This window comes from Hymenobacter siberiensis, from assembly GCF_018967845.1.
Taxonomy (GTDB): domain Bacteria; phylum Bacteroidota; class Bacteroidia; order Cytophagales; family Hymenobacteraceae; genus Hymenobacter; species Hymenobacter siberiensis.
The window spans coordinates 4,377,871-4,391,562 of the sequence record NZ_JAHLZZ010000001.1 but is presented as its reverse complement, the minus strand read 5'-3'; the positions used below and the strand labels follow the sequence as shown (position 1 = coordinate 4,391,562).

Genomic DNA, 13,692 nt, shown 5'->3' with positions numbered 1-13,692 from the left:
ATCTCCACATTCTGCACATTGATAAAATTATTTCGGCACAAACCGGTACAGCGCCAGCCCGATTACCGAGAATACGGTGCTGGGCACCCACGCCGCCACCAGTGGCGACATGCTGCCCACCTGCGCCAAGTTGCGGCTCAGCATCACGAAAATGATGAACACGAAGGCCAGCACGAACCCCAGCGCAATTTGCCCACCAACCCCGGCCCGCGACTTGCGGGCGCTGAGCGTCACCCCAATCAGGGTCAGAATAACGATGGAAAACGGGTATGCGTACCGCTCGTATTTCTCGCTCAGGTAGAGCTGGGTGTCGTCGGCCCCGCGCTCTATTTTAGTTTTAATGTAGGCGTTCAGCTCCGGCAGGGTCAGGGTTTCGGCCAGCTTGTAGGTGCTGGCAAAGTCCTTCGGAAAGAGGTTCAGGGTGGTGTCGCGGGCGGGCACGGTTTGCAGGGTTTCGTCCTGCGCGCCTCTGAAGGTGCGTACCAGCTGCGGCGAGAGGTGCCAGACCTGCTTAGTCGAATCCCAGTTGATGGCATCGGCCGTGAGGCGGCGCTTAAGGATGGTACTGTCCACGGTTTCGAGCGCAAAATGGAAGCCGATGTTGCTCAGGTTGTCGTAGCTCTCCATGTACACGTAGCTGCGCGGCCCGATTTTGATGTGCACGTTACGCCCCTGAAACCGGTAGGGCAGTTTGATGTACGCCCGCTCAAACGCCACCCGCGACTTATTGCCGATGGGCAGCACCCAGCCAATCAACCCGAATATCAGCAGTCCCACCACCGCACCACCCATGGCGTAGGGCAGCATCAGCCGCCGGAAGCTCACGCCACTGGCCAGAATAGCCACAATTTCCGTCCGCGCCGCCAGTTGCGCCGTCACAAACACGACGGCAATAAAAATGGTAATCGGCGACAGCAGGTTGGCGAAATAGGGAAACAGATAAATATAATAGCCGAAAATAATTTTCGACATCGGCAGATTATGCTGAATAAAGTCGTCGTTTTTCTCCGTGAAATCAATCACGCAAATCACCGTCACGAGAATTACCACCGAGAAGAAAAACGCGGCGAGAAATTTCTTAATGATGTATTTGTCGAGGATATTCATTGGGGTGAGTAATGGAATAATTAGAACGTCATGCTGAGCGCCGCCGAAGCATCTCGCGTGTGGTAGTTACTCAATCGTGAGAGCGCCATTATTTAGTGGTGGCAAGCGAGATGCTTCGGCGGCGCTCAGCATGACGTTCTACAACCGCGTCATCAATTGCTTCACCATGCGCTCTTTCCACGGCCCAAACGTGCCGGCGATGATTTCCTTGCGGGCTTCCTTCACCAGCCACAGGTAAAATGTGAGGTTGTGGGCCGAGGCGATTTGCGGCCCCAACATCTCCTGGCACTGAAAGAGGTGGCGCACGTAGGCCCGGGTGTAGAAGTTGCTGGCCGCGCCCTCCAGCACCGGGTCGATGGGCGTGAAATCGGTGGCGAATTTCAGGTTCGTCACGTTCATAATACCCTGCGTGGTGAACAGCATGCCGTTGCGGGCGTTGCGGGTCGGCATCACGCAGTCGAACATATCCACGCCCAACGCAATGTTTTCTAATATGTTGGCTGGGGTGCCCACGCCCATCAGGTAGCGCGGCTTGTCCTTGGGCAGGATGTCGCACACCAGCTCGGTCATCTCGTACATCAGCTCGGCGGGCTCGCCCACGCTCAGGCCGCCGATGGCGTTGCCGGCCCGGCCCTGCTCGGCAATGAACTCGGCCGATTTGATGCGTAAGTCCTTGAACGTGCTGCCCTGCACAATCGGAAATAGCGCCTGCTCGTAGCCATAGAGGCCCTCGGTGCTGTCGAAGCGTGCAATGCAGCGCTTCAGCCACCGGTGCGTCATATCGAGGGAGCGGGCGGCGTAGTCGTACTCGCAGGGCCAGGGCGTGCACTCATCAAAAGCCATGATAATATCGGCCCCAATCACGCGCTGAATGTCCATCACGCCCTCCGGGGAGAACAAATGCTGGCTGCCATCAATGTGCGAGCGAAATTTCACGCCCTCTTCCTTAATCTTCCGGGTATTGCTGAGCGAGTACACCTGGTAGCCGCCCGAATCCGTGAGAATGGGCCGGTCCCAGCCATTAAACTTGTGCAGGCCGCCGGCCGCCCGCAGCACATCGAGGCCCGGGCGCAGGTAGAGGTGGTAGGTGTTGCCAAGGATAATTTGGGCCTGCACATCGTCCTTCAGCGTGGCTTGGCTCACGGCCTTCACGGTGCCGGCCGTGCCCACGGGCATAAAAATGGGCGTTTCTATGGTGCCGTGGGCCGTTTCGAGGCGGCCGGCGCGGGCCTTGGTGGCGGGGTCTTGGGCGAGGAGGTCGAAGGTCATGCGGGGGAAGGCGAGGTCGCAGCAGAGCGCAAAAAGAACGTCATGCTGAGCGTAGCCGAAGCATCTCGCGTGCAGCAGTAATTAGAATCGCCTTCACGATTGAGTTACTGCTGCACGCGAGATGCTTCGGCTACGCTCAGCATGACGGGCTACGGCCCTTGCTTTCCGCAAAGGTAACCCGCCCGTTTCGCGCCCCGTACTTTTGCGGGCTCATTCGTACCCGCCGCTTTGTTGCTTCCACCCGTACCCACGTCCCCATTTTTCTGGCTTTTGTTGGCGTGCGTGCTGGTGCAGCTGTTCTACGCGGTATATTTCTTCTGGCCCTTTGCCCGCCGCGCCCCCGAAGCCTCGGCCGCCGCGCCCGGTCCGGATGCCGAGCCGGTGTCCATTGTCGTTTGCGCCCGCAACGAGCTCGACAACCTGCGCCGCCTGCTGCCGCTGCTGCTCCAGCAGGACTATCCGGCGGCTTTCGAAATCGTGCTCATCGACGACCGCAGCCACGACGACACGTATTTATACGCCCAGCAGCTGGTCCAGTATTACCCTGAAAAAATTCGCCTCGTCACCATCAGCCGCACCCCCGACAGCTTCGCGCCCAAGAAATACGCCCTCACCCTCGGCATCAAAGCCACCCGCTACGCCTGCCTCCTCTTCACCGATGCCGACTGCATTCCGGCCACCAACCAGTGGCTGCGCCTCATGCAGCGCGGCTTTGCCAAAAAAGACGGGGCCGACCTCGTCCTGGGCTTTTCCGCCTACGCCGAAGCGCCCGGCTTCCTCAATCAGCTCATCCGCTACGAAACGCTGCTCACTGCTGCTCAGTACCTCAGCTTTGCCTGGCGCGGCTGGCCCTACATGGGCGTGGGCCGCAACCTGGCCTACACCCGCGCCTGCTTCACGGCCACCAAGGGCTTTGCCTCGCACATCCGCCAGCTCTCCGGCGACGACGACCTGCTGGTGCAGGACGCCGTGCGCCAGCGCCAACGCGTGGCCGTAGTAGCCGACCCCTCAGCCCACACCCTGAGCGCGCCCGCCGAAACCTGGGCCGCCTGGTGGCGCCAAAAGCGCCGGCACTTATCAGCCGGGCGGGCCTACCGGCTCCCCGACCGTTTGCGGGTGGGCACCTTCGTGCTGGCCAATATGTTGTTCTATCTGACTACCGTTGTGCTAGTTTTTTCGCCAAACAATTGGGTATCTTTGATAGTCGTATGGGTTCTGCGAACTTTGTTCGTAAGCGTCGTGTATGCGCGTCTGAGCCAGCGGCTCGGCCAGCCCGTAATCGTCGGGCTCTTGCCGGTGCTCGATGCGGTTTATTTTTTTCAATACCTGGCTCTGGGAATCTCGCTGTTCCTTAACCGCACCCTTCGATGGAAGTAAACAACCAAGATAGTCAAAAGCAGTTTTCAGCTAAAGCCAAACACGACTTTAAGCTGATTCGCGCCGCCGTGGACCACGGCGATGAGAAGGCCTATGCCGAGCTGATGCACATCTACAAAAAGCCCGTGTACCACGTGGTGCTCAAGATGGTGCGCAACCAGGACGATGCCGAAGACCTCACCATTGAGGCCTTCGCCAAGGCTTTTCGCAACCTGCACAAGTTCAACCCCGAGTATGCGTTCAGCACTTGGCTGTTCCGCATTGCCACCAACAACTGCATCGATTTTATCCGCAAGAATAAAATCAAAACCATGTCGATTGATTCGGCCATTAAGGTTGACAACGGCGACGAAATCACCATCGATTTCCGCGACAACGACTTGAATCCGGCCGAGCACGCTGTGCGCAACCAGAAAATCGAAATCATGCGCCACATCGTGTCGCGCTTGCCCGATAAGTACCAGCGCCTCGTGTCGTTGCGCTATTTCGACGAGCTCAGCTACGAAGAAATCGCCACCGAGCTCAAAGCCCCTCTCGGCACCGTGAAAGCCCAGCTGCACCGCGCTCGCGAGCTGCTCTATGACATGGTGAAGCACACCAAGCAGATTATTTAAGCCCCGCTGCGTTTCGTTTTTGTCATTCTGAAAGCAGCGCAGCGAAATGAAGAATCTCTACCATGGAAGTAATTAATTACTCTCGCGGTAGAGATTCTTCATTTCGCTACGCTGCTTTCAGAATGACCGTTTTCAAATAGCTCGCACCCATGAACCTCCTCCAGCACCACTTCCCCCAACTCACCCCGCAGCAGCTTGAGCTTTTTCAGCAGTTCGAAGCCGAGTTCCGCGCCACCAACGAAGCCATCAACCTGGTGTCGCGCCCCGACATGGAGAATTTCACGGAGCGCCACGTGCTGCACTCGCTGGGCATTGCCAAAGTGGTGCAGTTTCCTAAAGGCAGCGCCGTGCTCGACGTGGGCACCGGCGGCGGCCTGCCCGGCCTGCCGCTGGCCATTCTATTCCCCGAAGTGCACTTCCACTTGGTAGATAGCATTGGCAAGAAAATCCGCGCCGTGCAGTTCATGGCCGCCGCGCTGGGCCTGAACAACGTGACCGCCGAGCAAACCCGCGCCGAGCAGGTGCGCGCCAAATACGACTTCGTGGTGAGCCGCGCCGTGGCCCGCCTCGCCACCTTCCATCCCTGGATTGCCCACCGCTTCAAGCCCCAGGGCGCGCCCGGTGCCGGCCTGTACTACCTCAAAGGGGGCGACCTGACGGAGGAAATCGCCGAGTCGGGTCTGAAAGCCCGGGTAACGAACTTGAGCGACGTCTATCCGGAAGAGTTTTTCGAGACGAAAAAAGTGGTGTTTATACCAGCCAAGTAATCGGTTGTCATTGCGAGTTTAGCCGGCTCTGGCGCGACTTTAGCGTAGCGTAACTCGTGCCGGCTATGCAGGAGGCTGTGCCTCCTGTGCCGCGCCAGCGGCAATTCGGCTTTGCATAGGCCGCGCCGTTCTGATGCGAGGCACATCCTCGCCCAGATAGTGGGCACGAGTTACACTGCGCTAAACTCGCGCCAGTCACAAACAAGCGTTTTCGCCTACGCTGGCACCGCCGCCGTTAGAAACGCCACCGCCCGCCGCTCTGAATAATACTCGCCGCTGCTCTCGGCAAAGCCGACGTGCCCGCCCTCAGGCGGCGTTTCGAGGAACACAAAGGGTGAGCTGACCGCCACCTCCCGCGGATAGCAGGAAGCCGGCAAAAACGGGTCGTTCTGCGCGTTAACCAGCAGCGTAGGCACCCGAATGCCGCTGAGGTAGCGGCCCGAGCTTGCATACTGGTAGTAGGCATCAGCCGAATCGAACCCGTGCATGGGCGCAGTGTATTTGTCATCGAACTGCTGGAAATCGCGCAATTCCTCAATCCCCTCCAGGTCGACCTGGCCGGGCAGCAGCTCGGCCTTGGCCCGCACCTTCTCGCGCAGCGATTTCAGAAATCGCCGCAGGTACACCTGGTTTTGCAGCCGCCCGATATGCACCGAGCTGGCCTGCAAATCCGTCGGCACGGAGAATACCGCCGCCCGCTGCACCTCGGCCGGTACGCGGGCCGCATCCTCACCCAGGTACTTCAGCGTCACGTTGCCACCCGCACTGAAACCCAGCAGGTAGGCCCGCTGGTAGCGGCCGGTGGCCAGCGCGTGGCGTAGCACCAAGTCCAGGTCCTCGGTGTCGCCGAGGTGGTAGGAGCGGAGCAGGCGGTTCATCTCGCCGCCGCAGCTGCGGTAGTTCCAGGCCAAGGCATCGAGGCCCGCGCGGTTGAGGGCCCGCACCATGCCCCGCACGTAGGGCCGCGAGGCGTCGCCTTCGAGGCCGTGCGATACGATGGCGAGGTCGTTGGTGGGGTGGTGTTCGGGCAGGCGGCTCCAATCCAGGTTCAGGAAATCGCCGTCGGGCAGCTCCAGGCGCTCGCGCTGGTAGGCCACGTCGGGCACGGTGCGCCACAGGCTGGGCACAATGGTCTGCAAATGACCATTGAACAGGTAAAAAGGCGACTGATAATGGGTTTCGGCAACGAGCGGCATGGCACGGAGGGGCTGGGAGTGGCTGGGCGCGCTGGGTGGGAGGGGGAGGTTTGGTAAAGTTCGCACCTAATCGGCATGCACACTAATTTAGCTGCCTGAAAGTGAATTTGGAATGAGTATTGGCCGTTTTGAGAGGGACTCTGATTTCCTCAACGGAATATAATAAGCATTGGCTCAAGATTTTTGGCGGTAGGGTTTGAATTTGTCAGACGGATTCGTACCTTTGCCCTCCCAAACACAGAACTCAAGCATAACGCTCCTATATATTTCCTGCTCATGGCAAACCATAAGTCGGCCCTCAAGCGCATCCGCAGCAACGAAGCCAAGCGCGTGTTGAACCGTTACCAGCACAAATCCACCCGCACGGCTATCAAAAAGCTCCGTACGACGACCGACAAAACGGCTGCCCAAGAGCTGCTGAAGAAGGTGACTTCGATGCTGGACCGTCTGGCCAAGAAGAACATCATCCACAAGAACAAAGCTGCTAACAACAAAAGCAAGCTGACAAAGCTCGTCAACGCGCTTTAGTGCGAGACGAGCCTAGCGAGGCCAGACTGCGCCGCCCCAAGGTCTGGTCTCGCGCTCCTTACAAAAAGCCCTGCTCAGTTTTGAGCAGGGCTTTTTGCGTGTAAATAGGTTTTTGGGCGGGGTGATATAGCGTTATTCGGGAGTAGTTGGGCGGGTTGCTTACCTTACGGGCAGTATTCCACATCAACTACCCCCAACCCATGAAACACGCCTACCCTTGGGCGCAGCCTTTGCTGGCCGCGCTGATTTCGTTTACGGCTTTGAGCGCCAGTGCGCAACAGGCATGGCGGCCGTTTCGGCCGGGGCTGATTTATTCGTTTTCTCCCACTTCGTCTTCTGCTTCTAATGGGACCGCCAACGTGTTTTTGTTGCGTCTTGACTCAACATATCGCACTGCGGGAGGTGATTCCGTGTGGGCCTTTAACCGGCTAGCGGCCGTTTGATGGCAGTGCGTTGGGGGGAATGTTTGCTTTTACGACTGCCCGTAAAAGCCGTAACAACCTATTCGGGGCGCGGTTGGTATGGCAGCCGGGTACGGCCGAATTCATTTTGGAAAACGTGGCTGAAGGAAGCCAGCAAGCGGCCCTATCGTTGCGGCTACGACCCCGGGCGGCTGTGGGCAGCTCCTGGGTAGCCAGTACCTCGCCCGCGCTCACGGCCACCCTCACGAGCCGTAGCTGGGACCGGGTAGGCAGCCAGCCGGGCAGCCCCTTCGATTCGGTGGCTGTTGTCACCCTCAGCTCGGGAGCAGTGGTGCGGCTGAGCCGGCAATACGGGCTACTGGCTGGCCCACGCTGGCTTACATTGACGAGCACGGCTCCGCAATATGTTATCCGCGAACTGCCGGTGGCGTTGGCCGGCTCCCCGCTATCGCCGGACCGTCTTTTCGATTTGCATCCTGGCGACCTGTTGGGTTACGAAACGACGCCACAATCGGTGGGCGGGCCGCCCTGCACCAGTACGTATACGCTACGCGCTATGCTGACGCGGCAGGTGGTCGGCGACTCGCTGATTTTCACCTACCGCCAACAAAGCAAGGTCGTAAATCACCGTATTTCTGGCTGCTTCGGCACGCCGCCTGGAACGGTACTGGGGCCGGTGCAAACGGGCCGGTTGGCGTTTTCGCTGCGCACGGGCCAGTCGCAACAGTATGAGGCGCTGCCGCTGCTGTCCGGAGAGTACCGGGAGCTGTCCCGTTTCGCTGGCAGTGTAGTGCTGGTGGGGTTGGGCCTGTCGCAGCCAACCTTTCCTACCTGCCAGAGTGGTAACACTATTCTGGGCTACGAATATTTGCACCGTAGTGGAATGGCCAGCAATAATACACTGTCGTACGGGACAATAACGGACGGTAACTGGTTTCAGCATTTTGCCGCAGAAACCGGATTGGGCGACATTCGAACCGATGAAAAAACGCTACAATATTCCGTGAAAAGCGGATTCACTGGCCCCATTATCTGCGGCTCGAATACAAACTATGCTACCCTGCTGCCTACTCGTGCCGCCCAGGTGGCCGCCATTGCCACGCTGCACCCCAACCCCGCCGCCGAAGCTGCCACGCTCACGCTGGTCCAGCCCGCCCGCGCCGGGGCCTCGCTGCGTCTGACCGATGCGCTGGGCCGCGCCGTGTGGCGCGCGCCCGTGGCTGCTGGGCAGACGGCCGTATCCGTACCGTTGGTCGGGCAGCCCGCCGGCCTCTACCTGCTCCACCTTACCAGCCCCGATGGCGCTACCGCGACGTGGAAGCTGACCCACGAATAGGCCGGGTATCACCACAAAAAAGAGCCCGCTACTTTCGTAGCGGGCTCTTTTCGTATTCGGCCAGCGGGCCGGGATTGTGAGTTAGGCGATGCTCACCCGCACCATGTTGGCTTTGCCTTTGTCCTGGATGGGCATCGAGCCGGTGGTGATGTACACGTCGCCGGCTTCGAGGTGGCCGGTGGTGGTGAGGACGTAGCGGATGTCGGCCACGGTGCTGTCGGTGCTCACGAGGCGGTCGTAGTAGAAGCCGCGCACGCCCCACACCAGGCTCAGGGCCGTGAGCAGAGGCCGGTTATCGGTGAAGATGAAGATATTGGCTTTGGGGCGGTACTTGGCCAGCTGGAAGGCCGTGTAGCCCCGGTGCGTCATGCCGGTAATGGCTTTGGCCTCGGTGTTTTTGGCCAGGTGGCAGGAGGCCGACAAAATACTGTCGGCCATGAAGTTGGTGCCGCTGGAGTCGATGGGCCACCACTTATGAAACAGCTGCGGGCTGCGGCTTTCCACGCTCAGGATGGTGCCCACCATCGAGCGAATCACCTCGGCGGGGTAAGCGCCCACGGCGGTTTCGGCGGAGAGCATCACGGCATCGGCCCCGTCGAGCACGGCGTTGGCCACGTCGCTGGTTTCGGCGCGGGTAGGGCGGGGGGCCGTAATCATCGACTCCATCATCTGGGTGGCCACGATAACGGGCTTGCCGGCCGCGTTGCACTTGGCAATAATCATCTTCTGCGCCATCGGCACCTCTTCCATCTTCACCTCCACGCCGAGGTCGCCACGGGCCACCATCACAGCATCGGCGATGGCGATGATTTCGTCGATATTGCGCAGGCCGTCGGGCGTCTCAATCTTGGCCACCACGCGGGTATTTTTGCCGGCGTCGGCAATCAGCTTTTTGATGAAGCGAATGTCGTCGGCCTTGCGGGCAAAGCTCAGGGCCACCCAGTCCACGTCGTGCTCCAGGCCGAATTTCAGGTCTTCAATGTCCTTTTCGGTCATGCTCGGGGCCGATACTTCGGAGTCGGGTAGATTGATGCCTTTGCGGGGCTTCACCAGGCCGCCGTACACCACTTCCACGTCTACTTCCTTGTCGCGGTCGGTGGCCAGCACCTTCAGTTCAATTTTGCCATCGTCAATCAGAATCTGGTCGCCGGCCTTCACGTCGCGGGCCAGGCCCAGGTAAATGGTGCTCAGCCGCGTGGCCGTGCTGATTTCCTTCTCGCCGCACACCAGCTTGATTTTGTCGCCGGCTTTGATTTCCACACCGCCGCCTTCTACCTCACCCAACCGGATTTTCGGTCCTTGCAAGTCCTGCAACAGGCCCACCGAAGTCCGCATGTCCTTGTTCAGCCGCCGCACCGTGTTGATAACCGACAGGTGCTCCTCGTGCGCGCCGTGCGAAAAGTTGAGCCGGAATACGTCCACGCCTTCGCGCATGAGCGTGCCGAGGCGCTCATACGTGTTGGAGGCGGGGCCCACGGTGGCCACAATTTTGGTTTTGTTAAAAGAGTTGGGGGTTTCCATGCGTTGGGATGAAATGTCGGAACAAAAAAACTCCCCTCCTTAGGCAGAAGGGGACGCTGGCGCAGCGCGCAAGCTGGGGCGATAGCAGAATAAAAATGCCACCCATAGTCGCAAAAGTCGTTTAATTTAACCGAAAACCCTACCGTTTGCCGCGGTACTTGCCCGGGGTTTTTCCAGGCAAACGTTTGTTTATGGCCCTATTGGGCACCTGAGCGCGTTGGTTTATTTCCGTTGGGGCAAGGCCATGTGCCTCGCCCGCCCCGGCAATCACATAATCAGGTTTTCCTTGTATTTAAGCGAATTCGGGTCGAACTGGCAGGCATACTGCACGGCATCGAGGGCGGTGAGGCACTGAAGGATTTCGTCATCGGCCAGATGGCCGCTGCCGTTGCTCACGGCCAGCAGGTAGTCGTATTCCTTAATATCCGGGGCCAGGTAGGGCTTTTTGAGGCTGGAAGGGGAAATGGAGCGGTTGCGCAGCAGCCGCAGCGTGAGGCTCTCGGTAGCGTGCAGGTAGTGCGTAAACACCAGCCGGCCATGGCTGAGGAGGTTGAGCAGCAGTTCGGGCTGCTTTACGAAGCGCAGGCGCAGGGCGCGGTTCAGCGTCCAGGCCAGCGTGTAGTCGTGGGTACTACTCACCAGCCCGAAAAGGGCGAAGTCGCACTCGTACTCAACATCAAGGGTGAAAGTTTTCATAGCGGCCACAAAAGGGGCACCCGCAGGCGGGAAGCGGCAAAGCTACGGACCGCGACGGGCCATCGCCATAATCTTGTACCCGCATTTTGGAAGCGCAGCCGTGGGTTAGTTGGAAAATCTCTCGTTACTTTGCACTGTAGTTTTCCCTAAACCCCCACGGAAATGTCTGAAATCGCAGAAAAAGTAAAGGCCATTATTATTGATAAACTGGGCGTTGAAGCCTCCGAGGTTACCCCCGAGGCAAGCTTCACCAACGACCTGGGTGCTGACTCGCTGGATACCGTCGAGCTGATTATGGAGTTCGAAAAGGAATTCAACGTGAGCATCCCCGACGACCAGGCCGAGAACATCGGCACCGTGGGCCAAGCCATCAGCTACCTCGAAGAGCACGCTAAGTAGTCTTCCTCATCCTGAGCACAACGAGCAATTTGCGTAAATAATCTTTACTCAACTTCCGCGTTTTGCCTGGAATGAATCCCTAAGTTCTGCGCATACCGGCCGGCTAGCCGCCGGCCGGTTTTGCTGTTTTATCCTGCCTCATCTTTCGCGCTTCTGGCGCCTGACTTATGTCGTCCATCCGACGGGTTGTCGTTACCGGCCTTGGAGCCATCACCCCCCTGGGCAATACCGCCCCGGCTTACTGGGAAGGTCTGCGCACGGGCGCCAGCGGCGCGGCCACCATCACGCGCTTCGACCCCACCAAGTTCAAAACCCGCTTTGCCTGCGAAGTGAAAGGCTACGAAGCCGATAACTACTTCGACCGCAAGGAGCATCGCAAAATGGACCTGTTCACGCAGTTTGCCGTGGTAGCGGCCGATGAGGCCATCGCCGACTCGGGCCTGCTGGAAAGCGGCGTTGATAAGGACCGGGTGGGCGTGATTTGGGGCTCCGGCATCGGCGGCCTGAAATCGTTGCAGGAAGAATGCTTCGCCTTTGAGAAAGGCGACGGCACTCCCCGCTACTCGCCTTTCTTCATTCCGCGCATGATTGCCGACTCCTCGTCGGGCAACATCAGCATCAAAAACGGTTTTCGCGGGCCGAATTTCGTGACGACGTCGGCCTGCGCCTCGTCGAATGATGCCATTATTGCGGCCTTCAACAACATTCGCCTCGGCCTGGCCGATGCGGTGGTGACGGGCGGTTCCGAAGCGGCCATTACCGAATCGGGCGTGGGCGGCTTCAACGCCCTCAAGGCCATGAGCGAGCGCAACGACGACCCGGCTTCGGCCTCGCGGCCTTATGACAGGGACCGCGACGGCTTTGTGCTGGGCGAAGGGGCCGGTGCGCTGGTGCTCGAAGAGTACGAACACGCCAAGGCGCGCGGCGCCAAAATGTACGCCGAGCTGATTGGCGGCGGTATGTCGTCGGACGCCTACCACATCACCGCGCCCGACCCCAGCGGCAGCGGCGTGGTGCTGGTGATGAAAAATGCCCTGCGCGACGCCGGCATTGCCACCACCGACGTGGACTACATTAATACCCACGGCACGAGCACGCCGTTGGGCGACGGGGCCGAAATCAAGGCTATCGAAAAAGTGTTCGGTGAGCACGCCGAGAAGCTGAACATTTCCTCGACCAAAAGCATGACCGGCCACCTGCTGGGCGGCGCTGGCGGCATTGAGGCCGTGGCCTGCCTGCTGGCCATGCAGAACAGCCTGGTGCCCCCCACCATCAACCTGCACACGCCCGACCCGGAAATCAACCAGGCGCTGAACTTCACGCCGAACGTGGCGCAGCCCCGCGAGGTGCGCGTGGCCATGAGCAACACGTTTGGTTTCGGTGGCCACAACACGTCGGTGATTTTCCGTAAGCTGTAGGCGGCAGTCGCTGCAATAGAAAAAGTCCGTCATGCAGAGCGCAGCGCAGTTTCTTTACCGCCGTAAGTAATTCAATCGACAGGATTACTGGTGGCGGGCAAGAAACTGCGCTGCGCTCTGCATGACGGGCTTTTATAGTCACTCCACTTTATTACCATCTTCCCTTTGCTCGGTTTTGTATCCCGTTTGTTTGCTTCTGATAAAGCGTTTCGGCAGGCGGTAGCCACCGTGACGGGCCAGACGCCTAAGAATGCCCGCCTCTACCGGCTGGCCTTCACGCACTCGTCGGCGGTGCGGCAGCAGCCGGCTATTGGTAAGCACCAGACCAATGAGCGGCTGGAATTTCTCGGCGATGCCGTGCTGGGCACGGTGGTGGCCGAATACCTGTTCAAAAAGTACCCCTACGAGCAGGAGGGCTTCCTGACCGAGGTGCGCTCGCGCATCGTGAACCGCGAAAGCCTGAACGGCATCGCCCTCAAGCTGGGCCTCGATGGGCTGGTGCAGCTGGATGCCGCGCAGGGCCGCGCCGCCCGCTCGCGCTCCGTGAACGGCAACGCGCTGGAGGCCCTGGTAGGAGCCGTGTACCTGGATTTGGGCTACAAATCGGCCCGTAACTTCATCCTCACGCGCCTCGTGAATGGCTTTGTGGACGTGCACACTATCACGACTACCACGGCCAACTTCAAGAGTAAGCTGGTGGAATGGGCGCAACGTGAGGGCAGGGTCCTGCGCTACGATATCACGGGTGAGGCCCGGCCGGGCGGTATGATGGAGTTTACGGCCAACGTGCTGCTGGATGAGGAAGTCATCGCCACCGGCATGGGGCTGAGCAAGAAACAGGCGGAGCAGCTGGCGGCCGAGCGGGCGCTGACGGAGCTGGGAGTCAGCTGAAGGGTTGATTTTTAAGGGTTGAGTGTTGAGTGAGTAGGATAGGAATTTCTTTTTAACAGAGCGGAAATAACCTTTTGCGGAAAACCAGGTGACTTAGCGGTAGTTGCTATTAGCGATGAAGAGTGTGACCAACCGCATTCAACCCTCAACC

At 59.3% G+C, this 13,692-nt stretch carries 13 protein-coding genes; 8 read left to right on the top strand and 5 right to left on the bottom strand.

Going from position 1 to position 13,692, the window contains the following annotated elements; all coding sequences use genetic code 11:
• Positions 1-27: 27 nt before the first annotated feature.
• Together KQ661_RS19175 and tgt are read right to left on the bottom strand one after the other, a co-directional pair.
• On the bottom strand, positions 28-1,107 hold the full coding sequence (locus KQ661_RS19175) for an LptF/LptG family permease (RefSeq protein WP_216727781.1): 1,080 nt from the start codon (positions 1,105-1,107) through the stop codon (positions 28-30).
• 138 nt (positions 1,108-1,245) lie between these two features.
• A complete protein-coding gene (gene tgt, locus KQ661_RS19170) occupies positions 1,246-2,376 on the bottom strand; it encodes a tRNA guanosine(34) transglycosylase Tgt (protein ID WP_168674780.1) in 1,131 nt (376 codons plus the stop codon).
• A gap of 270 nt (positions 2,377-2,646) precedes the next feature.
• Between tgt and KQ661_RS19165 the strand changes: the two genes are divergently transcribed.
• The 3 genes from KQ661_RS19165 (at position 2,647) to rsmG (ending at position 5,134) form a co-directional block, all read left to right on the top strand.
• Positions 2,647-3,753, top strand: coding sequence for a glycosyltransferase (locus KQ661_RS19165; RefSeq protein ID WP_216727780.1), 1,107 nt, complete (start codon positions 2,647-2,649; stop codon positions 3,751-3,753).
• Entirely contained in the window at positions 3,744-4,367 is a 624-nt protein-coding gene (locus KQ661_RS19160) for an RNA polymerase sigma factor (protein WP_216690038.1), read from the top strand. The genes KQ661_RS19165 and KQ661_RS19160 overlap by 10 nt, the downstream gene beginning before the upstream one ends.
• A gap of 149 nt (positions 4,368-4,516) precedes the next feature.
• Entirely contained in the window at positions 4,517-5,134 is a 618-nt protein-coding gene (rsmG, locus tag KQ661_RS19155) for a 16S rRNA (guanine(527)-N(7))-methyltransferase RsmG (protein WP_216690037.1), read from the top strand.
• Positions 5,135-5,349: 215 nt separating this feature from the next.
• Here rsmG and KQ661_RS19150 read toward each other — a convergent pair whose 3' ends face one another.
• A complete protein-coding gene (locus KQ661_RS19150) occupies positions 5,350-6,330 on the bottom strand; it encodes a YheT family hydrolase (protein ID WP_216727779.1) in 981 nt (326 codons plus the stop codon).
• A gap of 276 nt (positions 6,331-6,606) precedes the next feature.
• Here KQ661_RS19150 and rpsT point away from each other — a divergent pair, with 276 nt between their 5' ends.
• Together rpsT and KQ661_RS22925 are read left to right on the top strand one after the other, a co-directional pair.
• The gene (gene rpsT / locus KQ661_RS19145; RefSeq protein WP_168674786.1) at positions 6,607-6,858 is read left to right on the top strand and encodes a 30S ribosomal protein S20; all 252 of its coding nucleotides are present in this window, start codon (positions 6,607-6,609) and stop codon (positions 6,856-6,858) included.
• Between the two features lie 558 nt (positions 6,859-7,416).
• Positions 7,417-8,616 carry a T9SS type A sorting domain-containing protein gene (locus tag KQ661_RS22925; protein ID WP_216727778.1) on the top strand — a complete coding sequence of 400 codons (1,200 nt, stop codon included), beginning with the start codon at positions 7,417-7,419 and terminating at the stop codon, positions 8,614-8,616.
• 81 nt (positions 8,617-8,697) lie between these two features.
• Here KQ661_RS22925 and pyk read toward each other — a convergent pair whose 3' ends face one another.
• Entirely contained in the window at positions 8,698-10,137 is a 1,440-nt protein-coding gene (gene pyk, locus KQ661_RS19135) for a pyruvate kinase (protein WP_216690032.1), read from the bottom strand.
• Between the two features lie 267 nt (positions 10,138-10,404).
• Positions 10,405-10,833 (bottom strand): IPExxxVDY family protein, encoded by a 429-nt coding sequence (locus tag KQ661_RS19130; protein ID WP_216727777.1) that lies wholly within the window; start codon positions 10,831-10,833, stop codon positions 10,405-10,407.
• 162 nt (positions 10,834-10,995) lie between these two features.
• Here KQ661_RS19130 and KQ661_RS19125 point away from each other — a divergent pair, with 162 nt between their 5' ends.
• The 3 genes from KQ661_RS19125 (at position 10,996) to rnc (ending at position 13,541) form a co-directional block, all read left to right on the top strand.
• Positions 10,996-11,232, top strand: coding sequence for an acyl carrier protein (locus tag KQ661_RS19125; RefSeq protein ID WP_019948606.1), 237 nt, complete (start codon positions 10,996-10,998; stop codon positions 11,230-11,232).
• A 167-nt stretch (positions 11,233-11,399) separates the two neighbouring features.
• Positions 11,400-12,650 (top strand): beta-ketoacyl-ACP synthase II, encoded by a 1,251-nt coding sequence (gene fabF, locus KQ661_RS19120; protein WP_216690030.1) that lies wholly within the window; start codon positions 11,400-11,402, stop codon positions 12,648-12,650.
• Between the two features lie 186 nt (positions 12,651-12,836).
• The gene (gene rnc, locus KQ661_RS19115; RefSeq protein WP_235727021.1) at positions 12,837-13,541 is read left to right on the top strand and encodes a ribonuclease III; all 705 of its coding nucleotides are present in this window, start codon (positions 12,837-12,839) and stop codon (positions 13,539-13,541) included.
• The last annotated feature ends 151 nt before the right edge of the window (positions 13,542-13,692 follow it).